General features: G+C 64.8%; 25 protein-coding genes. 18 read left to right on the forward strand and 7 right to left on the reverse strand.

What is annotated here, in order from left to right:
* Positions 1-578 precede the first annotated feature (578 nt).
* Entirely contained in the window at positions 579-1,004 is a 426-nt protein-coding gene (gene hemJ / locus ACYQ2W_RS17775) for a protoporphyrinogen oxidase HemJ (RefSeq protein WP_459870068.1), read from the reverse strand.
* 136 nt (positions 1,005-1,140) lie between these two features.
* Here hemJ and ACYQ2W_RS17780 point away from each other — a divergent pair, with 136 nt between their 5' ends.
* The 17 genes from ACYQ2W_RS17780 to ACYQ2W_RS17860 all read left to right on the forward strand — a co-directional run bounded on the left by ACYQ2W_RS17780 (position 1,141) and on the right by ACYQ2W_RS17860 (position 18,416).
* Entirely contained in the window at positions 1,141-1,872 is a 732-nt protein-coding gene (locus ACYQ2W_RS17780) for a flagellar brake protein (RefSeq protein WP_459870070.1), read from the forward strand.
* A 278-nt stretch (positions 1,873-2,150) separates the two neighbouring features.
* A complete protein-coding gene (locus ACYQ2W_RS17785; RefSeq protein WP_459870073.1) occupies positions 2,151-3,131 on the forward strand; it encodes a hypothetical protein in 981 nt (326 codons plus the stop codon).
* A complete protein-coding gene (locus ACYQ2W_RS17790) occupies positions 3,128-3,844 on the forward strand; it encodes a PilN domain-containing protein (RefSeq protein ID WP_459870076.1) in 717 nt (238 codons plus the stop codon). Before ACYQ2W_RS17785 ends, ACYQ2W_RS17790 begins: the two co-directional genes overlap by 4 nt.
* The gene (locus ACYQ2W_RS17795) at positions 3,841-4,518 is read left to right on the forward strand and encodes a hypothetical protein (protein WP_459870079.1); all 678 of its coding nucleotides are present in this window, start codon (positions 3,841-3,843) and stop codon (positions 4,516-4,518) included. Before ACYQ2W_RS17790 ends, ACYQ2W_RS17795 begins: the two co-directional genes overlap by 4 nt.
* Positions 4,511-4,939, forward strand: coding sequence for a hypothetical protein (locus ACYQ2W_RS17800; protein ID WP_459870081.1), 429 nt, complete (start codon positions 4,511-4,513; stop codon positions 4,937-4,939). Before ACYQ2W_RS17795 ends, ACYQ2W_RS17800 begins: the two co-directional genes overlap by 8 nt.
* Positions 4,936-7,038 carry a secretin N-terminal domain-containing protein gene (locus tag ACYQ2W_RS17805; RefSeq protein WP_459870084.1) on the forward strand — a complete coding sequence of 701 codons (2,103 nt, stop codon included), beginning with the start codon at positions 4,936-4,938 and terminating at the stop codon, positions 7,036-7,038. The genes ACYQ2W_RS17800 and ACYQ2W_RS17805 overlap by 4 nt, the downstream gene beginning before the upstream one ends.
* Positions 7,039-7,145: 107 nt before the next feature.
* On the forward strand, positions 7,146-8,093 hold the full coding sequence (locus ACYQ2W_RS17810) for an ExeA family protein (RefSeq protein ID WP_459870087.1): 948 nt from the start codon (positions 7,146-7,148) through the stop codon (positions 8,091-8,093).
* Entirely contained in the window at positions 8,090-9,457 is a 1,368-nt protein-coding gene (locus tag ACYQ2W_RS17815; protein ID WP_459870090.1) for a tetratricopeptide repeat protein, read from the forward strand. Before ACYQ2W_RS17810 ends, ACYQ2W_RS17815 begins: the two co-directional genes overlap by 4 nt.
* Before the next feature lie 10 nt (positions 9,458-9,467).
* Complete coding sequence (locus tag ACYQ2W_RS17820; protein ID WP_459870093.1) at positions 9,468-11,441, forward strand: GspE/PulE family protein; 1,974 nt, start codon at positions 9,468-9,470, stop codon at positions 11,439-11,441.
* Between the two features lie 6 nt (positions 11,442-11,447).
* The gene (locus tag ACYQ2W_RS17825; RefSeq protein WP_459870095.1) at positions 11,448-12,674 is read left to right on the forward strand and encodes a type II secretion system F family protein; all 1,227 of its coding nucleotides are present in this window, start codon (positions 11,448-11,450) and stop codon (positions 12,672-12,674) included.
* A gap of 10 nt (positions 12,675-12,684) precedes the next feature.
* Positions 12,685-13,275: a hypothetical protein gene (locus ACYQ2W_RS17830; RefSeq protein WP_459870097.1), complete on the forward strand. Its 591-nt coding sequence runs from the start codon at positions 12,685-12,687 to the stop codon at positions 13,273-13,275.
* A 196-nt stretch (positions 13,276-13,471) separates the two neighbouring features.
* Positions 13,472-14,518: a FecR family protein gene (locus tag ACYQ2W_RS17835; protein WP_459870099.1), complete on the forward strand. Its 1,047-nt coding sequence runs from the start codon at positions 13,472-13,474 to the stop codon at positions 14,516-14,518.
* 194 nt (positions 14,519-14,712) lie between these two features.
* The gene (locus ACYQ2W_RS17840) at positions 14,713-15,096 is read left to right on the forward strand and encodes a type II secretion system protein (protein ID WP_459870102.1); all 384 of its coding nucleotides are present in this window, start codon (positions 14,713-14,715) and stop codon (positions 15,094-15,096) included.
* Positions 15,097-15,190: 94 nt separating this feature from the next.
* Positions 15,191-15,610, forward strand: a complete 420-nt coding sequence (locus ACYQ2W_RS17845; protein ID WP_459870104.1) for a pilus assembly FimT family protein — start codon at positions 15,191-15,193, stop codon at positions 15,608-15,610.
* Positions 15,607-15,999 carry a type II secretion system protein gene (locus tag ACYQ2W_RS17850; RefSeq protein WP_459870106.1) on the forward strand — a complete coding sequence of 131 codons (393 nt, stop codon included), beginning with the start codon at positions 15,607-15,609 and terminating at the stop codon, positions 15,997-15,999. The genes ACYQ2W_RS17845 and ACYQ2W_RS17850 overlap by 4 nt, the downstream gene beginning before the upstream one ends.
* 11 nt (positions 16,000-16,010) lie before the next feature.
* Positions 16,011-16,559, forward strand: coding sequence for a PilW family protein (locus tag ACYQ2W_RS17855; protein ID WP_459870109.1), 549 nt, complete (start codon positions 16,011-16,013; stop codon positions 16,557-16,559).
* 240 nt (positions 16,560-16,799) lie between these two features.
* Positions 16,800-18,416 carry a hypothetical protein gene (locus ACYQ2W_RS17860; protein ID WP_459870112.1) on the forward strand — a complete coding sequence of 539 codons (1,617 nt, stop codon included), beginning with the start codon at positions 16,800-16,802 and terminating at the stop codon, positions 18,414-18,416.
* A 49-nt stretch (positions 18,417-18,465) separates the two neighbouring features.
* Here ACYQ2W_RS17860 and ACYQ2W_RS17865 read toward each other — a convergent pair whose 3' ends face one another.
* Positions 18,466-19,017, reverse strand: a complete 552-nt coding sequence (locus tag ACYQ2W_RS17865) for a pyridoxamine 5'-phosphate oxidase family protein (RefSeq protein WP_459870115.1) — start codon at positions 19,015-19,017, stop codon at positions 18,466-18,468.
* Positions 19,018-19,402: 385 nt separating this feature from the next.
* Positions 19,403-20,974: a sigma-54-dependent Fis family transcriptional regulator gene (locus tag ACYQ2W_RS17870; protein ID WP_459870118.1), complete on the reverse strand. Its 1,572-nt coding sequence runs from the start codon at positions 20,972-20,974 to the stop codon at positions 19,403-19,405.
* Positions 20,975-21,503: 529 nt separating this feature from the next.
* Here ACYQ2W_RS17870 and ACYQ2W_RS17875 point away from each other — a divergent pair.
* Complete coding sequence (locus ACYQ2W_RS17875; protein ID WP_459870121.1) at positions 21,504-21,665, forward strand: hypothetical protein; 162 nt, start codon at positions 21,504-21,506, stop codon at positions 21,663-21,665.
* A 462-nt stretch (positions 21,666-22,127) separates the two neighbouring features.
* Here ACYQ2W_RS17875 and ubiB read toward each other — a convergent pair whose 3' ends face one another.
* From ubiB to ACYQ2W_RS17895, 4 genes are all read right to left on the reverse strand, one after another.
* Positions 22,128-23,789, reverse strand: a complete 1,662-nt coding sequence (gene ubiB, locus ACYQ2W_RS17880; protein WP_459870124.1) for a ubiquinone biosynthesis regulatory protein kinase UbiB — start codon at positions 23,787-23,789, stop codon at positions 22,128-22,130.
* Positions 23,777-24,400: a ubiquinone biosynthesis accessory factor UbiJ gene (locus ACYQ2W_RS17885; protein ID WP_459870127.1), complete on the reverse strand. Its 624-nt coding sequence runs from the start codon at positions 24,398-24,400 to the stop codon at positions 23,777-23,779. The genes ubiB and ACYQ2W_RS17885 overlap by 13 nt, the downstream gene beginning before the upstream one ends.
* 187 nt (positions 24,401-24,587) lie before the next feature.
* A complete protein-coding gene (ubiE, locus tag ACYQ2W_RS17890) occupies positions 24,588-25,346 on the reverse strand; it encodes a bifunctional demethylmenaquinone methyltransferase/2-methoxy-6-polyprenyl-1,4-benzoquinol methylase UbiE (protein WP_459870130.1) in 759 nt (252 codons plus the stop codon).
* Between the two features lie 177 nt (positions 25,347-25,523).
* Entirely contained in the window at positions 25,524-25,892 is a 369-nt protein-coding gene (locus ACYQ2W_RS17895) for a gamma-butyrobetaine hydroxylase family protein (protein ID WP_459870133.1), read from the reverse strand.
* Positions 25,893-26,135 lie beyond the last annotated feature (243 nt).

The following is a 26,135-nucleotide window of genomic DNA, read 5'->3' on the forward strand; positions in this document are numbered from 1 at the left end:
GTTCTTGTACCAGTCTCCCACCCTGGGGTCGTATTTGGTCGTCATGGTCTTCCCCCTTCTTATGAGCTCTCATCAGCAGGCGCCGTTATGACACCGTCAATTCAGTTATAAACCCATCCACTCCCCACTTACAACCCGTCTTTTCGCCCCGTTTTCCCGATATGCCGGGAATCATCCACCGCACAACGGAAAACCACCTCTTGATCAAAAATTAACTCGTCTTTTACTTCGGTAAAAACGGGACCGCCAGACGGGCGCGATCCCCGGCTTCCGTTTTTCGTCGCCAGACGAAAAACGGCGGGCGGGCTTTACCGGCCCGTCCGCCGTCCTGTGGGCCCCCAGAGGGAGGGGCAAGATGACCCGATTCGGGTCATATCTTCGAATTCCTCCGTCGGGGGCGGGCAGGGAACCAACACCACTGTTGCAGTTTGCGCTCATCGCACGGAGCGCCTAACTCAACCTGCCCGACCCGACAGAACATGCTTCCGGAGCTCCCGACCACTTCCTCCATCGGCCGTTCATCGCTCTCGCTACTAAAGGTAGTAGTGATCACCGCGATGCGCAAACCGCACCGAGAACTAGAACGGTTTGACCACCGCCAGCACCACCATCGACACCAGCGCCAGCACCGGCGCCTCGTTGAACCAACGGTAGAAGACGTGGCTGCGGGTGTTGCGTCCGTCCCGGAAGCGTTTCACCAGATGGCCGCAATAGAGGTGGTAGCCGATCAACAGCAGCGCGATCGTCAGCTTGATGTGCAACCAAAGCATCGCGCGGTAGGCCTCCCAGGCGTAGTCGAAGAGCATCCACAGTCCGAGACCGACCACCACGATCAGGCTCGGGGTCATGATCCCGTGGTAGAGCTTGCGCTCCATCACCTTGAAGCGCTCATCGCCCACCGTGTCCTCGCACATGGCGTGATAGACGAACAGCCGCGGCAGATAGAACAGTCCCGCGAACCAGGTGACCACGGCGATGATATGAAAGGCCTTGACCCAGAGCATGATTGGAAAAACCCCTTGTTACACGGGAGTCGCGCGGCAATCGCGTTTTTCCCGACATACGAAACGTATTATCATTATTGGTTGAATCATTGAATCGGCCCGCGAAACGGGGCCTCATGACCAGGAACGCAGCCCCGTGTCCATCGACTACCAATCCAAAGGCGAACAACTGACCGACCCGCAGCGGATCAATGCGCTGCTCGGCCGCATTCGCCAGACGAGGGTGCTGCTGACCGTCATTGTGCCCGGCGGGTCGGGGCGATACAACAGCCTGCTGGTCGCGGCCGAGCCGGACAAGGGCTATCTGCTGCTGGACGAATTGACCCCGCTGGACGGTCACAAACAGGCGGTGCGACAGCGGAAAATGCGGGTCTACGCCTCGCTTCAAGGGGTCCAGATCGATTTCCACACCGACATCCTCGAGGTAGTCGACGAGGGCGGCGCCATCGGCTACCGGGTGCCCTACCCCACCGAAATCACCTATCTCCAGCGGCGCTCCTCCTTCCGGGTGGTGCTGCCACGGGTCGCCGCCCTGCCCGTCATCATCGAGCTGGAAGACGAGTTCCAGTTCAAGGGCTACGTCGTCGACATCTCCGCCGGCGGCATCCGCGCCCGCTTCCCACTGGACGCCAACGACGTCCCCTATCTGCGGGTTGGCGACCGGATCCCCATCGGCATCATCGAGCTCAGCCGCGAATCCAGCTTCAAGAGCAAGCTGGAGGTGCGCTTCGCCGCCTACGACGAGGACAACCACGAACTGGTCCTCGGTTGCCGCTACGTCGACGTGGACCGCCAGGCCCTCAGCGGACTGGAGCGGTTCGTCATGCACCTGCAGCGCGAACAGCGCAAGAAGATGTCCGCAGCCTGAAACGGCGAACGCCGCCGGCCCCGCGCTATCGCGCGGGGCCGGCGGCGTTCGCCGTTTCAGATATTTTGGGCATGATATTCGCATACCTAAGCACCAAGTCCGACTTGCGGCATGGAATTGCCGGCGGCGGCGTCGCCGATCCGTGCAATCCGCCAAAATCCCGTCGCTCGCGTCGGAAGGTTAGCGTTTCTAAATATCCTTTCTAGATATAGAGATAGGATGCATACTTAGAAATGCTGTTAGAACTGGGCCGATTCCGCCCGCCGGGGAGGTCGAGGGTGCTACCGTTTCGGAAAAAGAAGAAGACGGCCAGTCTGCTGCTCGGCGTCGCGCTCCGCGACGAAGGGGTGGCGGTGGCTGCCGTCGCCCCCGATCCCGGCGAGCGCCCGCGGCTGCTGTTCTGCGACTATCGCCTCTGTCGCGACGACACCGAGCGGGCCGCCGCCCTCAGCGAGATGACCGCCGCCCATGGGCTGACCGGTCTGGAGTGCACCCTCGCGCTGCAGGCGAACGAGTACCAGTTGCTGCGCGCCGAGGCGCCACCGGTGGAACCCGACGAACTGCGCGATGCGATGCGCTGGCGGATCAAGGAGATGATCGACTTCCCCGCCGACCAGGCCGCCCTCGACGTCTTCCCACTGCCCAGCGGTCGCCATGGCGAGCCCGGCGCGGTGGTCTACGTGGCGGTAGCGCGCAAGGAACGGATCAAGACCCTGGTGGAGCTGTTGCGCGGCGCCGGCCTCGCCCCGACCGCCGTGGACATCGGCGAACTGGTGCTGCGCAACCTCACCGCCCGCTACCCCTTCGATGCCGATGGCTCGGTGCTGCTCGGTATCGAGCAGAACCGCGGCGCCACCATGATCTTCCGCGATCAGGCGCTCTTCCTCGCCCGCGACCTCAATCTCGGCGAACGGGATCTGCACAACACCCTCAGCCGTGAGCAGTGGTCCGACTTCCTCGATCTGCCCCAGGAGGGACAGGCGCTCCTCGACCACATCGTGCTGGAGGTGCAGCGAACCCTCGACTATTTCGAAAGCCACTTCTCGACGGCGCCGCCGAAGCATCTGGTGATGCTGCCGCTGGCCAGCGAGATCGAGGCGCTGCCCCGTTATCTGGGCACGATGCTCGGGCTGGAGGTCCACACCCTCGACCTGGAGACGCTGCTCGAGTGCCCGGAGCCCCTCTCGCCACCGGAACGGGTCAACGGCATCCAGGCGGTGGGGGCGGCGCTGCGCGAATGGAAGGAGAGCGCCGAATGAACCGCCAGCAGGTCAACCTCCTCGACGCCGATCTGCTGCCGAAGCGCCAGCAGCTCCCCTCTTCGGCGATCCTGCTGCTGCCGCTGGTGGTGCTCGTCGGCCTGCTGGCGATGTACGGCCACTCCCGCTGGAAGCTGAACGACCTGCGCCACCAGCTGACCACCCTGACCGACCAAGAGACGGTGCTGATCACCCAGCTGGAGCAGACCACCCGGACCTTCCCCCGCCAGGAGAAGGACCCGGAGCTGGAGCGCCGGATCCAGGTGCTCGCCGATGAGAAGGCCCTCAAGGTGCGGGTACTGGAGACCCTCAAGGGGCGGACCCTGAGCAACACCGAGGGGTTCGCCGGCCAGTTGGAGGCGATCGCCAACCAGTGGCCGGAGGGGCTCTGGATGAAGAGTCTGACCATCGCCGACGCCGGCGGCGAGCTGCGCATCACCGGCTTCGCCACCGCGGCCGTCCAGCCCCCCAACCTGGTGGCGAGCCTCGGCAAGTCAGCGCAACTCAGCGGCACCGGCTTCCGCACCTTCCGCATCACCCGCGGCAAGGATGAGCGGGGGACCCTGCGCTTCGAGTTGGACACCCGCCGGGTCGAACCCGAACCGGAGGAGGAGAACAACCCCGCCCCGCAGAACGCCTTCGGGCTACCCGCCGGCGGCGACTCGCTCTCGCCCCAGGTGGCCCTGCGCGCACTCCAGGGGATGACCCAATGAGCCGCAACCGACTGCAACCGCTACTGAGCAAGATCGATGCACTCACCCTGCGCGAGAAGCTGATCGTCACCGTCACCCTGATCGTCTGCGCCTACGGCCTCACCGACACCCTATTGATTAAGCCGCTGGCCAGACAGCGGGCCCAGTTGCAGGAACTGCTCACCCCGAAACAGGTGCGCAACACCCAGTTGGCGGCCCAGATCCAACGGGTGATCCATGACAACCGGGACGACCCCAACGCCCAGTTGCGCAACCGGCTGGCGAAACTGGACGCGGAAGTGAAACTGCTCGATGAGCGACTCAAGGAGCGTACCGTCGACCTGATCGCCCCGGCGGAGATGACTCGCGTGCTGCAGACCCTGCTCGGCGACGGGGTGGAGCTGCTCTCGCTCGACAGCGAAGACCCCAAGCCGCTGATCGAAGAGCAGAAACAGGACAAGGCACTGTCCTTCTTCGGCGCCGAGAGCAAGGCCCCCAACATCTACCGCCACACCATGGTGCTGACGGTGCGCGCCTCCTACCTGGAGATCCTCAACTTTCTCCAGCGCCTGGAGCAACTACCGTGGCTCTTCTCGTGGGAGCAGCTCAAACTGGAGGTGGAGGAGTACCCCGCCTGCCGGGTCACCCTGCGCGCCCACACCCTGAGCCTTAGTGAGGAGTGGGTCGGTGGCTAGCCCTCTCCATCATCCGCGAATCGCCCGTCGACGGGCCGCAGAGCGGTCGTCGCCGCGCCGCGCGCTCGCCGCGCTGCTCACCCTGACGGCCGCCGCGCTGCTCGCCGGCGGGGCCGCGGCGGCCGAGCTGCGCGACCCCACCCGTCCGCCGGAATCCTACGTCGTGCCCCCCGCCGGCACCGTCGACGAGGCGCCGGGGGAGATCGTCGAGTGGCACCTCACCGCCACCTACACCAACCGCAACCGCCGCCGCGCGGTGATCAACGGACACCACGTCAGCGAAGGCGAAAAGATCAACGATGCCGAGGTTTTGACCATCCGCCCCGGTCGCGTTCAGCTACGCGAAGGCGATGAAGTGTTTAGCCTGACCATCTACACCGATACAATAAGGAGACCTGCGGCCGGAAACCTGCGCTCATGACCCAACTTCGAATCGTCTTTTTCCTGCCCCTGCTGGCGACGCTGCTGCTGGGGGGGTGTCAGAGCGCCCAACCCAAACCCCCGCCCGGCCCGGCCGAACGCTCCCTGGAAGAGAGCATCGAGCAATCCGACGCCCGCGGCGGCACCGACGCCGCGGCCCCGGTGGCCGCCCCGCCACCCGAGGTCCTGGAGAGCCTGCTGCCGCCGCTCCATGTCGACCTCGGCGGCCACTCCGACGAAGAGCCCCGCTTCGACGTCACCGTTAGCGAGATGAACGCCGCCGAATTCTTCATGGGTCTGGTCCAGGAGACGCCCTTCAGCATGACGGTCGCCCCCGGCGTGGCCGGCACCATCTCCCTGTCGCTGAAGAACGTCACCGTCGACGAGGTGATGGAGGTGGTGCGCAACACCTACGGCTACGAATTCGAGCGCACCCGCCACGGCTATCAGGTGCTGCCGATCCGCCTGCAGACCCGGATCTTCGAGGTCAATCACCTCAACGTGTTGCGCTCCGGCACCTCGGGCACCACGGTCAGCGCGGGACGCCAATCCAGCAGCAGCAGTAGCAGTAGCAGTGGCAGCACCGCCGGCACCGGCACCGGTAGCAGCAGCCAGAGCGTGAGCAAGGGGTCGAGCATCTCCACCCGCCAGACCGAGGGGGACTTCTGGACCGAGCTGGAGCGCTCCATCGCCGTCATCATCGGCGCCTACAGCGCCGAACAGGGCAGCGCCGGCGGCACCGCTGCCGGCGGCGGCGGCGGGACCGACATCGCCGACCTCCTCGGCAGCACCGACCAGGGCGCCACCGACAGTTCCCAGAGCGGCGCTCCGATCAGCCGCAACGGCCGCAGCGTCGCGGTCAACCCGGAAACCGGCCTGGTGGTGGTTCGCGCCATGCCGCTGGAGCTGCGCGAGGTGGAAAAGTTCCTCAACCAGACCGAGCAGACCATCGCCCGCCAGGTGATCCTCGAGGCCAAGGTGCTGGAGGTGCAGCTCAACGACAACTACCGCTCCGGCATCGACTGGGCGGGGCTGGCCCGCGACGGCGACAACAGGGTGGTCGGCGGCAACACCAACGGCATCAACCCCAACCAGCTGTTCAACCCCTACACCGGCGCCTTCACCCCCTTCGGCGTCCCCACCGGCAGCTACAGCACCACCAACAGCAACAACGCCTCCAACACCAGTTCCGGCAGCGCCAGCAACAGCAACGCCAGCAGCAGCGACGTCAGCTCCGACTACAACAGCAACGCCGCGAGTTCCAGCAGCCAGGGCGACTCCAGCTACAGCGGTTCCGCCACCAGCACCGTCTCCAACGTCAACAGCAACACCACCTCCAGCAGCAGCAGCAGCAACAACAACACCTCGAGCACCCTCTCCAATTCCGCCACCTACGCCTCCACCTACGCCGCCGCCTTCTCCCAGGCACTGGGCAGCGCCAGCTTCGGCGGTCTCTTCTCTCTCGCCCTCAATATCCAGAACTTCGCGGTCTTCATCGACCTGCTCAAGACCCAGGGCGACGTCCACGTCCTCTCCAGCCCGCGGGTCTCCACGGTGAACAACCAGAAGGCGGTGATCAAGGTGGGCTCCGACGAATTCTTCGTCACCGGCGTCACCTCCACCACCGACCAGAACGGCAACGTCACCCCGGAGATCGAACTGGAGTCCTTCTTCTCCGGCGTCGCCCTCGACGTCACCCCCCAGGTCTCCCCCGCCGGCTCGGTCACCCTGCACATCCACCCGACGGTGGTGGAGGTGGAGGACCAGACCAAGACCTTCACCGTCTACAACCAGACCCAGCAACTCCCCCTGGCCTACAGCACCACCCGGGAATCCGATAGTATCGTTCGCGCCGCCAGCGGCCAGGTGGTGGTGATCGGCGGCCTGCTCAAGGAGGTGTCGCAGAAGAGCCGCAGCTACACCCCGCTGCTCGGCGACCTGCCGGTGGTCGGCGAAGCGTTCAGCCACCGCACCGAATCGGGGATCAAGAGCGAGCTGGTCATCCTGCTGCGCCCGGTGGTGGTCGACGGCGACCGGCGCTGGGGCGAGGCGCTACGCGGCTCCCGCGCCAACTTCCGTTGGGTGAGGGGCGAGGAGTGAGCGCATCGCCCAGCCGCTTCCACGGGGAGCCCCTCGCCGCCACCCGGACCGAACGCCCGCCGGCCGTCCGCCGCGAGCCCCACCTGCAGAGCGGGATGTAACGACTGATGTATCTCGAACATTTCGGCCTCCGCGAGCAGCCCTTCAAGCTCACCCCGGACACCAGCTTTTTCTACAACTACGCCAGCCACAGCGAGGCGCTCAACACCCTCACCCTGGCGCTGCGCCAGGGCGAGGGGATCGTCAAGCTGACCGGCGAGGTGGGCTCCGGCAAGACCCTGCTCTGCCGCATGCTGCTCAACTCGCTGGAGGACGAATTCGTCACCGCCTACATCCCCAACCCGATGCTCTCGCCCCAGGCGCTACACCTGGCGCTGGCCGAAGAGTTGCGGGTGAGCGGCAGCGAGCGGATCTCGCTGCACCACCAGATGAAGCTGATCACCCAGCGGCTGATCAAACTCACCAGCGACGGCAAACGGGTGGCGGTGCTGATCGACGAGGCCCAGGCGATGCCCGACGAGACCCTGGAGGCGGTGCGCCTGATCACCAACCTGGAGACCGAAAAGCAGAAGCTGCTGCAGGTGGTGCTGTTCGGCCAGAACGAGCTGGACGAGCGGCTGGCCGATCCCTCGCTGCGCCAGTTGCGCCAGCGCATCACCTTCTCCCACGAGCTGCAGCCGCTGCACCGGGAGGACGTCGAAGGCTACATCAACTTCCGCCTCAACGCCGCCGGCTACAACGGCGCGCCGCTGTTCGACCCGCGCGCCTGCACCCTGCTCCACCGCGCCAGCCAGGGGCTGCCGCGGCTGATCAACGTCTACGCCCACAAGGCGATGATGGCCGCCTACGGGCGCGGCGATCACACCATCGAGCGGCGCCACGTGGAGGCCGCGGTGGCCGACGACCATCAGGGAACGCCGCGGGAAGGCGGCGCCGTGACCATCCCCGTCTGGTTCGGCGGCCTGCTCTTCGCCCTCGCCGTGGGCGCCGTCGCCATGTTGCTGCCCGAGGCTCGTGAAGCGCTCACCGCGCTCCTGGGGGGCCTCGCCCGGTGAGCCTGATCAACCAGATGCTGCGCGACCTGGAGGCGCGTCTGCCCAAACCCGCCCAGCGGGAACCGGCCCTCAAGGGGCTGACCGCCCGCGCCGCCCCCTCCGCGCAGCGCACCCGGTTGATCTTCATCCTGATGGTGCTGACCGTGATCAGCGCCATCGCCCTCTTCGCCTTCGACCCGAAGATGCAGCGTTCGCTGCGCGCCGCCCTCCACGCCGCGGGCGTGGCCGCCCCGCAGACTCCGCTTGCCCCACCGAGCGCGGCGGAGCCCCCTTTGCCCGCCGCCCTCCCGGTCGACGAGACCCCACATGGCGAACAGACGCCGACCGCACCGGCGGTAGCGGCCGAGTTCACCCCCGAGCCGACGGTGGCGACCGCCCCGTCCGCCACGGCCTCGGCCCCCGCACCGGCGACGACGCCCGCCGCGGCGCCGGCCGCCCCCCGCTACCACCTCACCGCGATCCAGCTGATCCGCAAGAACCTGCGCACCCGGCTGGTCCTCGCCCTCGACGGCCCCGCCCCCTACCGGGTGCTGCGCGACGACCACCGCGGGCTTACCGTGGAGCTGGAGTCCACCGCCGACGACGGACACCTGCCGCCGCTGGACGTCGGCAACACCCCGCTGACCGCCATCGAGCGGGAGAGCCGCAACGGCCGGCTGCTGGTCCACCTCGACTTCGACGCCGCCGAGGTGGAGGAAAACCGCCTCTTCTCGCTGCCCACCGACCGCGAAGGCGGCACCCGCGTGGTCGTCGACCTGTTCCAGCCGCCGCCGCCGGAACCGAAGCCGGAGGTGATCCGCCGGCAGCAGGAGGACCTCTGCCAAAGCGCCCTCAACCTGGCACGGATGGAGAAGCTGGAGGCGGCGGAGACCGCGCTCGGCGACTGCCTCCGGGCGCGCCCCGGCGACGGCCGTGCGCGAACCGCGCTGGCGGCGCTGCTGATCAACGGCGGACGTCTCAGCGAGGCCCAGCCGTTGCTCGCCGAAGGGCTGCGCCTGAACCCGGCCAACGCCTCCCTGGCCCGCCTCCAGGCCCGCCTCCAGGTGAACAACGGCGCGGTCGACGACGCGCTGGCCACGCTGCGCACCATCCCCGCGCCGGACGCCGCCGACTACGCCTTCATCGCCGCCCTGGAGCAGCGCACCGGTCGCTACCAAGTGGCGCTCGACGGCTACCGCCAGGCGCTCGCCGTCGACCGCCACCAGGGCGCCTGGTGGCTCGGCATGGCGATCTCCCTGGAGGCGCTGAACCGCCCCGCCGAGGCGCGCGAGGCCTACCGCCGCGCCGGCTTCGATCCCCGCCTGTCGCCGGCCGCCCGCGAGTATGCCGCGCAACGGCTGAAGACGATCGCCGGAGCCCCCTAGGAGATCCGCCATGCTACCCGGCAAGAAAGTCCGCATCGGCGACCTGTTGATCGAAAAGGGGATCATCACCTCCGAGCAGCTCCAGGCGGCGCTCAAGATCCAGAAGGAGAGCGGCAAGAAGCTGGGCAAGGTGCTGGTGGAGATGGGGCTGCTCACCTCCGAAGAGGCGATGGAGCAGCTCGGCGCCCAGAGCCGCGCGCCGCGCCAGAAGGTGCGCCTCGGCGACCTGCTGGTGGAAAACGGCATCATCACCGACGAACAGCTGAAGATCGCGCTGACCGAACAGAAGAAAAGCGGCCACAAGCTCGGGCGCACCCTCACCCAACTCGGCTTCACCACCGACGACCAGATGCTGGAGCTGCTCTCCAAACAGCTCGACCTGCCGCTGATCGACCTCAAGCACTACCAGTACAACGCCGAAGTGGTGCACCTGATCCCCGAGACCGTCGCCCGCCGCTTCCGCGCCATCGCGCTGGCGGAGGGCAAGGAGGGGATCCTGGTGGGGATGTCCGACCCCACCGACATCTTCGCCTTCGACGAACTCACCCGGCTGCTCAAACGACGCATCCAACTGGCGGTGGTGCGCGAGGCGGACCTGATCAAGACCATCGACCAGATCTACCGCCGCACCGACGAGATCACCAGCTTCGCCGAAGTCCTCGGTGAAGAGCTGTCGAAGACCGACTTCGACCTCAACCAACTGGTGCAGGCGGAGATGGCGGTGGACGCCCCGGTGGTCAAACTGCTCCAGTCGCTGTTCGAGGACGCGGTGCAGGTGGGGGCCTCGGACATCCACATCGAGCCCGACGAGACCGCGCTGCGCATCCGCCAGCGCATCGACGGGGTGCTCCACGAGCAGGTGGTCAAGGAGGTGAAGATCGCCCCCGCACTGGTCTCGCGGCTGAAGCTGATGTCCGGCCTCGACATCTCCGAGAAGCGCCTGCCCCAGGACGGACGCTTCAACATCAAGGTGCAGGACAAGAGCATCGACGTGCGTGTCTCGACGATGCCGATCCAGCACGGTGAATCGGTGGTGATGCGACTGCTCGACCAGAGCGGCGGCCAGCTCACCCTCGACCAGTTGGGCCTGCCGCCGCGGATCCTCGACCGGCTGACCAAGCTGATCCACCACCCCCACGGCATGGTGCTGGTCACCGGCCCCACCGGCAGCGGCAAGACCACCACCCTCTACTCCGCGCTCAACGTCCTCAACACTCCCCAGCGCAAGATCATCACCGTCGAAGACCCGGTGGAGTACCGGCTGCCGCGCATCAACCAGGTACAGGTCCACGAAAAGATCGGCCTCACCTTCTCGCGGGTGCTGCGCACCGCCCTGCGCCAGGACCCCGACGTGGTGCTGGTCGGCGAGATGCGCGACAGCGAGACCATGGAGATCGGCATGCGCGCCTCGCTCACCGGCCACCTGGTACTCTCCACCCTGCACACCAACGACGCGGTGAGCACCGCCACCCGGCTGATCGACATGGGCGCCGAGGGCTACCTGGTGGCCTCCTCGCTGCTCGCGGTGGTCGCCCAGCGGCTGGTGCGCCGGATCTGCGAGACCTGCATCGAGGAACACCGGCCGGACCCCCACCAACAGGCCTTCATCCGCGCCCTGGCGGGCAAACAGGCGCACCTGATCAAGCTCAAGCGCGGGCGCGGCTGCCCCCACTGCAACAACACCGGCTACCGCGGCCGGGTCGGCGTCTACGAACTGCTGGAACTGGACGGCCCGATGGCCGAAGCACTGCGCCGCAACGACGCCGATGCCTTCACCCGCGCCGCCAAGGCCAATCGTGCCTTCAAACCGCTCAAACTCTGCGCCCTCGAGTACGCCGCCCGCGGCCTGACCACCCTGGAGGAGGTGATCCGCCTCACCGGAGCACTGGAGGAGGTCCCCGAGGAACACGCCGCCACCGCCGCCTCGCCCGCTCGCCCGGCAGCGGCCGCCGACACATCCGCAACCACCCCGGCCGGGACCTGATAGCGCATGGCGAAGTACCGCTACAAGGGACGCAGCATGGGCGGCCACGCCATCGACGGAGAGACCGAGGCCGACAACACCGACCAGGTCGCCGCCCAGCTGATCAGCAGCGGCATCACCCCCCTGGTGATCGACGAGGTGAAGGGCCAGCAGGACGTCTTCGCCCCGCTGCGCGACCAGCTCTTCGTCAAGAAGGCGACCCTCGACGACCTGATCCTCTTCTGCCGCCAGGCCCACGCCCTGGCCAAATCCGGCGTCCCGATGATCCGCGCCTTCACCGGCCTGACCGAAGGCACCCCCAACCCCCAGCTATCCCAAGCCTTGAAGGACATCGTCAACGCCCTCCAGTCGGGCCGCTCCCTGGCGACGGCCATGGCCGAACATTCAAAGGTCTTTCCGCCGCTGTTCATCAGCATGATCCAGGTCGGTGAGGAGAGTGGCCGGCTCGACGAGGCGTTCCTCCAGCTCGCCTTCTATCTGGAGTTGGAGAAGGAGACCCGCAACCGGATCAAGGCGGCGCTGCGCTATCCGTCGTTCGTCCTCGTCGCCATCTGCGCCGCCATGGCGATCATCAACGTCTTCGTCATCCCGGCCTTCTCCAAGGTCTTCGACACCTTCAACGCAGAACTCCCGCTGCCCACCAAGATTCTCCTGGGCGTCTCCGACTTCACCGTCCACAACTGGCCGTATATGGCCGGCATCGTGGTCCTCATCGTCATCGGCGTGGGGCAGTACCTGAAAACCGAGCGGGGCGCCTTTTTGTGGGACAGGAAAAAGATGTATCTGCCGATCGTCGGTTCGATCATCCTCCGTGCCACACTGGGGCGTTTCGCCCGCGCCTTCGCCATGGCCTCCCGCTCCGGGGTCCCGCTGCTTCAAGCGATGGGGGCGGTAGGACAGGCGGTCGACAACCGCTACGTGGCCTTCCTGATCCACTCCATGCGCGAAGGGATCGAGCGGGGCGACTCTCTAACCCGCACCGCCGCCGCCACCAAACTGTTCACCCCGCTGGTGCTACAGATGATGGCGGTGGGCGAAGAGACGGGATCGATGGACTCCCTGATGCAGGAAGTGGCGGAGTTCTACGAACGGGAGGTGGATTACGAATTGAAGGCTCTGAGCAGCAACATCGAACCGATCTTGCTAGCCGTGGTCGGCGTCATGGTGCTAATCCTCGCCCTTGGCATTTTCCTCCCGATGTGGGAGCTTGGCGCGGCTGCCATCCATCAATAGGGTAGGCCCTGTGGAACACGCTCTCCTCTACCCGCTGACGATCGTCCTCGCCCTCGCCGCCCTGGCCGCCATTGCCGCTGGAATCTGGCTCCTGCTCCGCCCGGACGACGCCCATCGCCTCACCGACGACCGCTCCCTCTATCAATTGATTCGCTGGACCCGCCGCCCCTATCAGGTGGAACGCTACGTCTACCGCCACCACCGCTTCTCCGGCGCGTTGCTGATAGCCGGCGCCTCACTCCTGCTCTTCGGCCTGTGGGGCCCTACGGATACCCACGAAACCTACCTCTTCGCCTTCACCCACGAACAGACCCTATCCACCGCCCTGGTACTGGCGCTGCAAACCACCGGCATCGTCCTCACCACAGGCGCCCTGTTCGCGTTCGTTGTAGGTGTGGCGATATTCCATCGCCCCAGCCTGCTCAAGGGATTCGAAAGCTGGGCCAACCAGCCGGTCACCCTGCGTCTCCTGCTGGACGCCCTGCGCACCCTGCGCCACGCCCCCAACCGCTGGACTAGCGGACACCCGCGGATCATCGCCCTGCTGCTGCTGGCCATCGGCGTCTACCTGCTCGCTCTGATCCTTCACGACCTGTCGTGACAATCCAGCCCTCACCCGCGCCTCCCGACGCTAGCACTGCCCACGCCCTCGCTTATGAGAGGAGTTTTCTCTTACCTGCCAGTAAATGAAACATAGGTTAGGTATTTTCCCCAAGGCCGATCCGTGCCCCGTGACCTATATAATTTAAGTATCCACCACGAATCGATTGACGCGGCCGCACCGGCCGGTGCATGCCATGCCAAAGAAAATCCTCTTCATCTTCCTCTTCCTCTCAACCATCGGGGGCGCCTTCGGCTACTACGCCCTGTACGAGGCGGAGGTCTCTCTCAGCCGCGCCCTGGAAGAGAACTACCTCGCCACCGAAGTGAAGGGACAGGTCGAATACCGCCGCAGCGACAGTACCGCGTGGAAACCCCTCAAGATGGGCACCACCCTCCACGAGGGGGACATGGTCCGCTCCGGCCCCACCGGCAGCGCCGACCTGCTCTTCATGGAGGGGCGGGCGATGCGGATCAAGCCCAACACCACCCTGATGGTGGCCAGCGACAGGAAGCAGGGGGAGGTGGTCAACCTGCTGGTAGGCAAGGGGCAGGTGTTGGCGCGGGTGATCACCGGTGCCCTCGGTGCCGCCAAACCCGACCACGAGATCCTCACGGTACAGACTCCGGTGGCCACCATGGGCATCCGCGGCACCTCCTTCATGGTGGAATACAGCCAGGCGGGCGGCTCCCGCCTGCTGGTACGCGACGGCACCGTCAACCTGCGCTCCAACAGCGACCCCTCGCTGAATATCGACGTGGTCGCCGGCATGAAAGGGGAGATGACCTTCCTCACCACGGAACTGGAGGCGATGCCCCTGACCCAGCAGGAGTGGCAAAACCTGGGGGAGATCGACCACATCCCCACCTCGGTAGCCCTGCAGCAGCTACTCCGCTCGGCGATGAAGGGGAACATCGATCTGGGCGAACTGGTCAGTTATCGTGACGCAGGCCACCAGGGCATGATCCAGAAAATCCAGGGGGGATTCGAGGAACAGAAAGCGGAGATCACCCGGTTCGAGATGCAGAACATCGCCAAGTCGATCCGCATCAAGAGCCTGCTCGACGGCACGCCCCCCAACACGCTTGCGGAACTGGACCTGGAGAGCGGTAACTTCACCGACTCCTGGGGCACCCGCTACCTCTACTATCCCAGGGGCGAACAGCTGACCCTCCTCTCCGCCGGTCCGAACAAGCAGTTCGGCGACGACGACGACATCAAACTCTCCATCAGCCCTCGATAGTCCCCTTCAACTTCAGCAGGTTAAGCGACCCTCTTTGACGGCTCTTCAATTGACCGCTTCCCGTATAGGACCGATACTACGTGGTGGAAGGAGGCGAAATTCCGGAAAGGCTGCGGCCGAACGGAGTGCTCACCCCTTCCAACGGACGCAGGCTGCGGCTTGCGGTACGAACTCATCCTCAAGAGGAAACCGTCATGAAATCAATGCGTAACATTGCCCGCGGGCAACAGGGTTTCACCCTCATCGAACTGGTCATGGTCATCGTCATCCTGGGCATCCTGGCCGCCGTCGCGGTTCCGAAGTTCTCCAACCTCTCGGGTCAGGCGTCCACCAGCGTCTGCCAGAGCATCGTCGGCGCTATCCAGTCATCGGCGGCTATATCCCTGGCGACCGCTCAAGCCAACAACACGACAATGCCCACCCTCGCCAACGTCATCGCGAACACATCGATCCCTACGGGGTGGACTGCAACTCCAGACGCCACCACCACAGGCTTCATTGATGTAGCCAACGGCAGCGGCACCACTTGCAGAACAGCGGATCTCGGACCCAACGGGTTGGGCATGACGTCCAACTGATCCCAGGGCAATCGTACCAACCGACCAGCAAGGGCGGGAGTGCAACTCCCGCCCACCATTGGGTCGAAGCACAAAGACATGTGATCCGTACCCCATGCGCTCCAAAGCTCAAGGCTTCACCACCATCGAGCTGATCATGGTGATGGTGATCGTCGGCATCCTGGCCGCAGTCGCAATCGCCCGCTGGCCCACCAACGTCAACGCCGGCCCCACCGCCCTGCAGCTGGCTGCGGACATCCGCCTCACCCAGTCCTTTTCCATGAGCCGTGGGGTCGCCTTCACCATCGAGCGTATCGCGGCGAACCAATACCGCATTAGAAACGGCGCCGACGTGTACTCGACACCGATCACCTCCGCCCCGATTTCCAACTTCTCCCTTCGCTTCAGCAAAAAGTACGGGAAACCTACCGACGCCAGCAACACCCCGCTGGGCAACACCACGATCGCGGTGAACGGCGGCACTGCCACGATCACCGTCAGCGCCGAAACTGGCTTCGTACAGGTGACGCCATGACCCCCACCCGCCGGGCCGCCGGATTCACCTTGATCGAGATGATCATCACCATCGTGCTGCTGACCATCGGATCCGTTCTCACCTTCACCTATTTCGGCCCCACGCTGACCAACGCCAATCGCAATGCGGAACTGCTGCAAGCGGGGTATTTGGCCCGGGAGTCGATCGAGGACGCCAGCGCAGCGGAATGTGGAAACGTCCCAGCCCTAACGAACCAAGTATTTCCCGGCTTCCCGAACACTTACGTCCTCAATCGCACCGTAACCACCGTCGCGCCGAACACCAGTTTCTGCACGGCGACTATGACCTGCTGCGAGCGCGTCGCCGTTTCCGTCACGATCAACAATGTCGCCTCCGCCCAAAAATCCATCGAGCTATCCGCCAACTAGGTACCGACATCATGACTCGAGCACGACGCCAGCGGGGCTTCAGCCTGATCGAGCTGGTGATCACCATCGTGGTGATGGGGATCATCGCCGGCATCTCCTCCATCCTGCTCTCCAGCGGCGTCAATGCCTACTTGACAGGCGAGCGTGTCCTGGCCAATGCCCCCGCCGCGCGACTGGCCATGGAGCGCACCCTCGTCGAGCTGCGTGAGGCCTGCGATGGATCCATCGCCATCTCCTCTGGCGCCGCCAACATCGCCGGCTCTCGAATCGACTTCAACGTCCCCAACGACACATGCGATACCCCGGCCGCCCGTGTCATCCAGCTCGCCGCCGATCGTACGCTACAGCTCCGGGTAAACGGCAATTGGTACCCGCTGGCCCTCAACGTCTCCCCCGTGAGAAACGACATCGCAATATTCTCGGCCCCGGCCACCAGCCCAGTCAGTGGCTGCAAAAAGATCACCGTTCAGTTCACCGTCAGCAACAGCAACAACGACACGCTCCCCGTCCGCTCCGGCATCAAACTGAAAAATCAGGCATGCATCCCTCCCGCCACGTAGCTCCACCCGTCGCTCCGCCCCGGCCACGACCTCAACCCTATAACCACAGACCTATTGACCTTTCCCTAACTCCCGTCCGATGATAGGAAAAGCATGAAGTCTGTCGTTTCCCCCAAGGATTCCACTGCTATCCTTATTAGGTAGGGATCAAGGGCACCGCAAAGGCGTTCACCTGACGCAGTGCCGTGTAACCAAAGTCTGGGCAAGGCCCGCGCCGCGCAACTCCATGGAGCAGCCCCAATGAACCGATACCGCTCACTCACCCCCGCACACCCCTCCCATCAGCAGGGCTTCGGCATAATCGGGGCGCTCGCAGTCACCGTGGTGGTCGGAGCGCTGGGGGGGGGGCTCGCCTACATGACCCAAAGCTCGACGCGCTCCACCGCCGAAACCAGCAGCGGCGGAGACGCTTTGCTGGTCGCCGACGCGGGGATTCAGCGGGCACTCAGCGACATCGCCACCAGTTGCGCCCCGTCCGACGTTGCCGCCACCGATGCCCAAGGCGGCCAATTCACCGTCACCTACAGCGCCGATGCCGAAGTAGCGAACCGCTACTGGATCACCTCAACCGGCTATATCCCGTCAGCAACTCACCCCGAATGGCAGCGCGCAATACGGCAGAGTTACGACTGCGACCCGAACGCTTCGGGCGGCAACCTTTTCGTCGGCGACAACGCCACCACCTGGAACCACCTCGGACTGCTCGACAGCGGCACCCTGACCCTCTCCGCGCCCGAGGGGAATTGGGGCAATCCCGACAACCGCAGCTACGACAACGACAACCGCCACGACGATGATCGACGCCACGGTGGACGCGATCACGACAACCGGGACCATTATGGTCGCAGCCACTGGGATGGATGGCGCCATCAGAGCGACTGGGGCGGCTGGGGCGACTGGAACCGCTGGCGAGACCGGGGCGGCTGGAATCAGTGGAGCGAGTGGCACGGATGGCACCACTGGAGAGGGTGGAACGGCTGCGCCGACAACATGTGCGTTCAGAGTACGGGGCAATTCGCCCTGAGCGAGACCCAAAGCCAGGATGACCCGCAGGACGTCCACTTCAAGGCCAGCTTCATCACCACCAGCGAGGATACGGTTTCCCTCTACCTCAACATCACCCTGGCCAACCACGCCGGAAACCTCTTCTGCGGCAACGATGGCAACGGCGTTCATCTGGATGAGGCCTCGAACGAAATCTCCTGCTACATGGTCTCCTATGCCCCGGGATGGCGTGCGGACGAAGAAGACGAAGAGCCTGGCGACAATAACCAGGGGAATGGCAACGGACAAGGGAACGGGAATGGCAACGGACAAGGGAACGGGAACGGCAACGGCAACGGGAACGGGAACGGCAACGGGAACGCCTACGGCCAAGGGAATGGCAACGGACCGTGGAACGGAAACGACTGGGACAGGCACCGCGACGACGACGACGACAACAATGGCAACCACTTTGGTTGGGACATTTGGAACAACCACTGCGGAAACGGCAATGGCTGGGGGAACAACTGCGGCAATCGGTACAATTTCCGCCAGATAGACATCGATCGAGTCCAACGTCTGTTTGGACGCTGGGGCTTCGGGCTGGGGCAGCGGCTCATCCTTTCCGAGACGGGCGGCGGCATCGTGACCCTGGCGGAGGACGGGCTGAGCGGAACCATCGACCTCAATCTGGGCGCCTCCTTCGCGCCTTCCAGCATACAGCGCGTGCGCTTGCGCGCCATCGGCCTGTGGGATGACCAGGACGAGGACAGCAACCCGGAGACGCTGACCCTGAACAACGCCTGCATCGCCATCAACTGCCCGGAGGGCGGCGGCGGGACTGCCCGCCCCAACTGGCAGGAAGTCCAGTAAGCGCACCGGGAGCGACTCCATCAGGGAGTCGCTCCCGCGCGAACCACCCCTAACCCTCCTCCCGCGGCGCGATCAGGCCGTCGATACTCACCGCATTGTTCTTCTTGCGGTATTCCAATACCCCCTCCTCACCCTTTTTGCCTGCCCAATCCAGAAGCCGCGACCGCTCACCGCGGTAGTCCATCAACGGCACCCCATAGCCGCACGAGGTCTGCACGCGCGCCACCTCCACCTCGACGATCTGGCGCACACCGGGCAGCGCCGGAAAGAGGCCCGCCAACGCCTCCCAGCGCCCGCTCCCGCGCAACACCACCCGCCCGCGACCATACAACCGCAGGATGCGCGGCTCACCCTCGAAGGCGCAGAACATCACGGTGACCCGGCCGTTCTCCGCCAAGTGAGCGGCGGTCTCGTTGCCGCTACCGGTCAGATCGAGCCACGCCACCCGCCGCTCGTCCAACACCCGAAACGAATCCAACCCGCGTGGCGAGAGGTTCACATGCCCGTCGCCGGCCAGCGGCGCGCTGGCCACGAAGAAGAGCGGCTGGCGCCCGATCCACTCCGCCATCGCCTCGTCGATCCCGTCATGCAGCTTCATCATTCACCTCTCTGCCCTTGTGTAGCGATCATGAATGGCAGTCGGTCACCCGGAGGAAAAACCGGGTGGGTACACCGACGACAGGAGGCGCACCGATTCCGGAGTGGTGCGCCTCGTACCTCGGCACACCCTACACCGGCACCACCGTCGGGCGGAACTTTCGCAGCGGCATCCGCGGAAACCCCGGGGAGAAACGGGCCGATGCTATACTGCGGACCAGTTGTGGAACGAGGTTCTGGAACGTTGGCCGATCCCGCTGAAATCGATCGTTGCTCCGTCGAGGAGTCCCCCTGAATGGATTGCAGAATTTCGCAGATTGGATTGAACGTTCGTCTGCAAGAATCTGCGCCAATCTGCGGTTGACTCTCTTATTGGGCGAGCAGTTACCTTATGGCTCGAACTCGACCTTGGTACCGAACCGGATGCCGTAGCGATTCAGCTTCTTGTGCAGCCCTTGCCGGGTGATGCCGAGCCGTTCGGCGGCGCGCAGCTTGTTCCCGCCGGTAGCCTCCAGCGCCTGCCGGATCAGCCTTCGCTCCAGCACCTCTACCTGCTCAGGCAGGGTGCCGTCTTCTTCTCCCGCCAGGACCTCCCGCGACTCCCCGCCCTCGGCCAGATACTGCCTCAGCTCGGCGGAGCAGAGATCCGGCGAGGGAGATCCGCCGTCGGGCGTCAGCGCCACCAGCCGCTCCACCTCGCGACGCAGCTGGCGCACGTTGCCCGGCCAGGGATAGCGCTCGAACACGGTGGTCAGTTCCGGCGGGAAGGGGAGCAGGTGCTTGCCGAAACGCTGGGTAATCTCCTGCACGAAGGCGGTGGTCAGAGGGCCGATATCCTCCCTTCGCTCCCGTAGCGGCGGCAGCAGGATCTCCACCGCAAACAGCCGGTGGTAGAGGTCCTCGCGGAAGCGCCCGGCGGCCACCTCCTCGCGCAGCGGCTTGTTGGTGGCGGAGATCACCCGCAGGTCGTAGTGGCGCAGCCGGTTGGAACCGAGCCGGCTACCCTCCCCCTCCTGGAGAACCCGCAGGAACTTGGCCTGGATGGCGAAGGGCATGTCGCCGATCTCATCGAGAAACAGCGTTCCGCCGTCGGCCTCCTCGAAGCGTCCCGCCCGCGCCCCCGCCGCACCGGTGAACGCCCCTCGCTCGTAGCCGAAAAACTCGCTCTCCATCAGCGCCTCGGGGATGGAGGCGCAGTTGACCGCCACGAAGGCGCGATCCCGTCGCGCGCCCTGGTCGTGGATCATCCGCGCGATCAGCTCCTTGCCGGTGCCGTTGCCCCCCTGGACCAGGACGTTCACCGGGGTCTGGCTGACCATCCCCACCAGGTCGAGCACCTTGCGCATGGCCGGCGAGCGGGCGACGAACCCCTCCTGCTCGGGGTAGCGCTGGCGCACCCGTTCCAGTTCGTTGTTGAGGCTGCGGGTGAGCCGCCACACCTCCTCGTTGAGCAGCACCGTCTCCATCGCCGCGGAGAGGTAGTCCGCCGCTTCCAGCAGCAGCACCCCATCCTCCGCGACGAAATCACCCTCCAGGCGATTCAGCACCTCGATGGCGCCGATCACCGCACCACCGTCGCGGCTCTTCACCGGGACGCAGAGCAGCGAGCGGGTGGCGAAACCGGTCTTCGACTCCACCTCTTCATGGAAACCGTGGCGCCGGTCGAGACCGTTCTCCAGCACCACCTCGCCGGTGGAGACGCTACGCCCCACCACCGACCCCTGCCGCGGCGCCTCGAAGCGCACGCCGTCCAGGCCGGTGCCGAAACGCACCCAGATCCGCTCGGTACCCGGCTCCACCACGAAGATGGAGCAGCGCTCGGCCGCCAGGGCCCGCGGCAGGATACGCACGAAGAAGCGCACCAACGCCTCGTGATGGGCCGCGGTCATCCCGGCGTGAATCCGCTCCTGGCGGGCGGTCAGTTCAGCCAGTCGGCGACGGCGCTCGTTTCCGGTGGTCATCGTTTCGGCCTTGGATGTAAACGTAATTTACACATAGAGCCTACCACCGACTCCTCCGCACTCCACCCGGCGGACTATCCCGTGGGATAGGCAATGAATGGAATCCCCCAGCACTCCGCCCACCAGGAAATTGGAATGCCCGGTTACGTCACATTGCCGTTCGCGGTGACGCTGCGATCAGACGCCGTTTATCGCTGTGAAATCACGCAGAACGCAGGCACGGGCGCAGGGTGTGCCGAGGTACGAGGCGCACTGCCCTCTCCGACCGGTGCGCCTCCTATCGTCGGCACACCCTACCCAACTTTCATCGTCCGGGGTGACTCAACGGCCGCCGATGATCGCTATTACCGAGAATACGGAGAAACAAACGAAGCGCCACAGTAAACAAGATTTACACATAGACACGATTCATCCAGATCATTCAATTCAGGCCAGCCCAGAAAACAAAAAAATCCATTAAAAACAGATAAATAAAAAATGGCACGACAATCGCACTGTTCTTCATGCCACCCGGAAGAGGATATTCGCCATGCTTCGCTACATCATCGCCGCCATCCTCGTCCTGGTCGCCCTCAAGGGCGGCGAGACCACCCAGTCACTGGCCGGCCTGTTGGGCCTTCCCACCGACTATCTGGTCGCCGCCCTGATCGCCATTGCGGTCACGCCACTGGTAGCCCCGTGGTTTCGGTAACGCATCGCCCGCATAATCCATAGAAAAACAATGTATTTGTGGTTATCCACAAAAGCTGTGGATAACTCTGTGGAGAAGTGGTGAAAATGGCCGCGAAAACCATGCGGCGCGGGCGCTCGAGAAAATCGATCACTTTTTGATCGATATGATTTTATCAATAAAAAACAACAAGAAAGAAGATTGTTCGAAGATGTTTCGCGAACTACCAGCGCTATCTGTCGTCCTTCCGCACCCGGCGGGGCGGGAGTGTGCATAACCCTCGCACACAGCGGAATGTCAAGAGGAACTCGGGCCCCATCCGTCTGCAAATGAGGGATGCCCGATCGGTAGGATGGGCAAAGCGCGGCGTACCCATCGGAACGGCACTGCCGATGTGAAGTTTGTTGCCTTCGCTTGATGGGCACGTCGCCACGCCCCTTTGCCCATCCTACGATCCGCGGGAAGGAGATGACGGTGCGGCGGTCAGTGGTCGTCAGATGGCCAAGTGGCCACCAGGATGAAGGCACCGAGAAAACCGAAGAACCAGGTCAGGAAGGGGGCGCCGCCGAACAGCACCGGCCGCTGGCCATCGAGTCCGTAGATCAACGCCGCGCAGATCAGCAGGGCGGCACCGACGATGGCGTAGAAGGTGCGGCGCTGACCCGCCCGCAATTCGTGCCGCAGCCGCTCCAGGTCGCGGGAACGCAACTCCACCTTCAGCTGGCCGCTGGTGGCCTGAGCCAACGCCTTATGCACCAGCCCCGGCAGCTCCGGCGCCTTCTCCGCCCACTGGGGTAGATTGCCTTTGATCCCCTGGAACAGCGCCCGCGGTCCCACCTGCTCGCTCATCCAGCGCTCGAAGAAGGGTTTGGCGGTCTCCCACAGATCCAGCTGAGGATAGAGCTGGCGCCCCAGCCCCTCGATGTTGAGCAGGGTCTTCTGCAGCAGCACCAGTTGCGGCTGCACCTCCATGTGGAAACGGCGGGCGGTCTGGAACAGGCGCAACAGCAGGTGACCGAAGGAGATCTCGCTCAGTGGCCGCTCGAAGATCGGCTCGCAGACCGTACGGATCGCCGACTCGAACTGCTCGACGCGGGTGTCGGGCGGCACCCACCCCGACTCCACGTGCAGCTCCGCCACCCGCTGATAGTCCCGGTTGAAGAAGGCGAGGAAGTTTTCCGCCAAGTAGCGCTGGTCGGAGGGATTGAGGGTGCCGACGATACCGAAGTCCACCGCGATGTACTGACCGTCGGGGGCGACGAAGATGTTGCCCGGATGCATGTCGGCGTGGAAGAAGTTGTGGGAGAAGACCTGGGTGAAGAAGATGGTCACGCCACGGTGGGAGAGCTCGCGCAGGTCGATGTTCTGCCGGCGCAGCGCCTCGATGTCGCCGATCGGCGTGCCGTAAATCCGCTCCATCACCATCACGTTGCGCCGGGTGTACTGCCAATACACCTCGGGGACGTGGAGCAGCGGCGAATCGAGAAAGTTGCGCCGCAGTTGGGCGGCGTTGGCCGCCTCGCGCAGCAGGTCCAGCTCGTCAAAGATGGTCTGCTCGTACTCCTCCACCACCTCCACCGGCCGCAGCCGCCGCCCCTCGGGCCAGTAGCGCTGGGCCAGTTGGGCAACGTAGAGCAGCAGATCGACGTCCCTGCGGATGATCCGCTCGATCCCGGGGCGGACCACCTTCACCACCACGTCCTCCCCCGTCTTCAGCCGGGCGGTATGCACCTGGGCGATGGAGGCGGAGGCCAGCGGGGTCTCGTCGAAGTCGTCAAAGAGTTCATCGATGGGTTTGCCGAGGGCCTTTTCGATGAGTACCCGCGACCGTTCGCCGGGGAACGGCGGGACCCGATCCTGAAGCCGGGCGAACTCCTCGGCGATGTCGTCGGGGAGCAGGTCGCGCCGGGTGGAAAGGATCTGGCCGAACTTGACGAAGATCGGTCCCAGCTCCTCCAATGCCCGGCGCAACCGCACCCCCCGCGGCGCCCGCTCGCGCCGGAGCCAGTTCCACGGCGCGAAGTAGAGCAGGAAGCGCACCGGCCGGAAGAGGTGGGTCGCGAGCACGATCTCGTCGAGACCGTGACGCACCAGCACCACGTTGATGTGCATCAGCCGCAGGGATTGGCGAATCAATCGGAGCATGAGGAGGAAGAGTTTTCCGCTGCGGATGAATCCAACAACCGCTCAATGCGGGCCTCCAGACGCTCGACGTCGTTGCGGGTCTCGTCGACGCTACGGACGAAATCGTCCAGCTCGTCACGCCGCGGGCTGATCCCGCTCTCCTCCCGCAGATATTCCGAAACATTGCGTTCCAGCGACTTCGACGCTCCGCGTCCCCAGTCAAGGAAACCGCGCACCACCCGTGCCGCCTGATGGGCCACCACATCGCCGGCGACCTTGGAGAGCTGCTCCTCCCAATCGACCTCCACCTCACCGAGCATGGTCTCGAAGCGACGCGCCAAATCCACATCGCCGCGGATCTCCACCGCACCGGCCCCAGCCACCCCCTCGCGGGAAAGGCGGATCAGATCGACGGGGGAGCCGCGCAACACGGTATCGGCTTCGCTGTCGAGACGGTCGAGCACACGCACTCCACCGCTGGCGAAGAGCAGATAGAGGGTCAGCTCCAGCCCGCTCAACTCAATGGCGACGCAACGCCCCGCCATCCCGTCCAGGCGGCGGCCGGCGTCAGGGTCCATCGCGAGATAGCGGTTGAATGCGATTTCGATGGCGGCGTGGAGGGGGGTGGTCATTTCGCTCGGTGGTTACTGGGCTGGATGGTGGAAACGGAAATCTCGCGGCCGCCGGACGCAGTCAATGTTGAATGCTTGGTGTTGAGTGTTTAATGGAAGGTGCCGCTGCGCGACGCTGATTCGATCCGCTCACGCAGCGCGCTCTTTCAATAAACACCAAGCACTCAACGCTCGACATTGCGAAGCCCTACAGTTTGAAACCCCGGTGGACCGCGACGATCCCACCGGTCAGGTTGTAGTACTGCACCCGCTCGAACCCGGCCCGCTCCATCATCCCCTTGAGGGTCTCCTGGTCCGGATGCATGCGGATCGACTCGGCCAGGTAACGGTAGCTCTCGGCGTCGCGAGCCACCAGTTGGCCCATCAGCGGCAGCAGTTTGAAGGAGTAGAGGTCATAGGCGGGACGCAGCGGGGCGGCGGGCTTGGAGAATTCCAGTACCAATACGGTGCCACCCGGCTTGAGCACCCGGAACATCGACTCCAGGGCCGTCTCCTTGTGGGTGACGTTGCGCAGGCCGAAACCGATGGTGACGCAGTCGAAGTAGTCGTCGGGAAACGGCAGGTACTGGGCGTCGGCCTGGCAGTAGCGGATGTTAGCCACCAAGCCCCGGTCGACCATGCGACGCCGCCCCTCGGCGAGCATCGAGCCGTTGATGTCGGCCAACACCACCTCGCCGCGTTCGCCCACCCGCCCGGCCAGCAGCTTGGCGATGTCACCGGTGCCGCCGGCGATGTCGAGGACCCGCTGACCGGGGCGGACACCGGCCAGCTCCCGGGCGAAAAGCTTCCACAAACGGTGAATGCCGAACGACATCAGGTCGTTCATCAAATCGTACTTACCGGCAACGGAGTGGAACACCTCCGCCACCCGCTTCGCCTTCTCCCCCACCGGCACCTGCTGGAAGCCGAAATGGGTGGTCTCCTGATGGGGATCGTTCTGCTGCATGGGGCGCCCCTCACGGGATAGTGCGAAAACGGTCCTAATAATACGTCTTTTCGGCAAACGGTGCAGGAGGGGACATCCAACGCAAAGACGCAAAAGCGCGAAGGGCGCAAAGGGGACGATTCCGGTCCTTTGCGCCCTTCGCGCTTGTGCGCCTTTGCGTTGAAAAAACGACCTGGATCAGCTGGCAGCGGGGCGTTTGTGACCGGCGGCCTCCAGACGCTCCAGGTAGCTGTTCCACAGGGCCTCGTAGTTGGCCCCGAGGCGGTGGAGCTCATCCCAGGAGTAGATGCCGGTGTCGTGACCGTCGTCGAAGCGCAACAGGATCGCATACTGCCCCACCGGCTCCACGTGGGTGATCTCCACATCCTGCTTGCCGAGCTGCTGCACCTCCTGACCGGGGCCGTGTCCGCGCACCTCGGCCGAAGGGGAGTAGACCCGCAGATACTCCGCCGGCATGTTGAAGCGTTCACCCGTATCGAAGGCGATCTCCAGGGTGCGGGACTGCTTGTGCAGCTTGATCTCGGTGGGCTTCGGATTATCGCTCATGATCTTCCTCGTGGATTCGGTGTAGGCCCCTGCGGGCGGTCATTGGCCGTATCTGGGGGCTTCGGCGGCCAATTTAAAGGCTATGTCCGAGTTAGCTGTTGCGACATTTCTCGAATGTAGGAGCGGCCCCTAGGACTGCCTCTTACCCACAAATCGGCCATCAGCGCCCCCCGGAAGTGCCAGGCCAAGGCGCGGTGCGCAGCCAATGGTGATCCCTTGGCAAGCGCCGCAACGCGGGCCTGA

The organism is Endothiovibrio diazotrophicus (genome assembly GCF_054657215.1).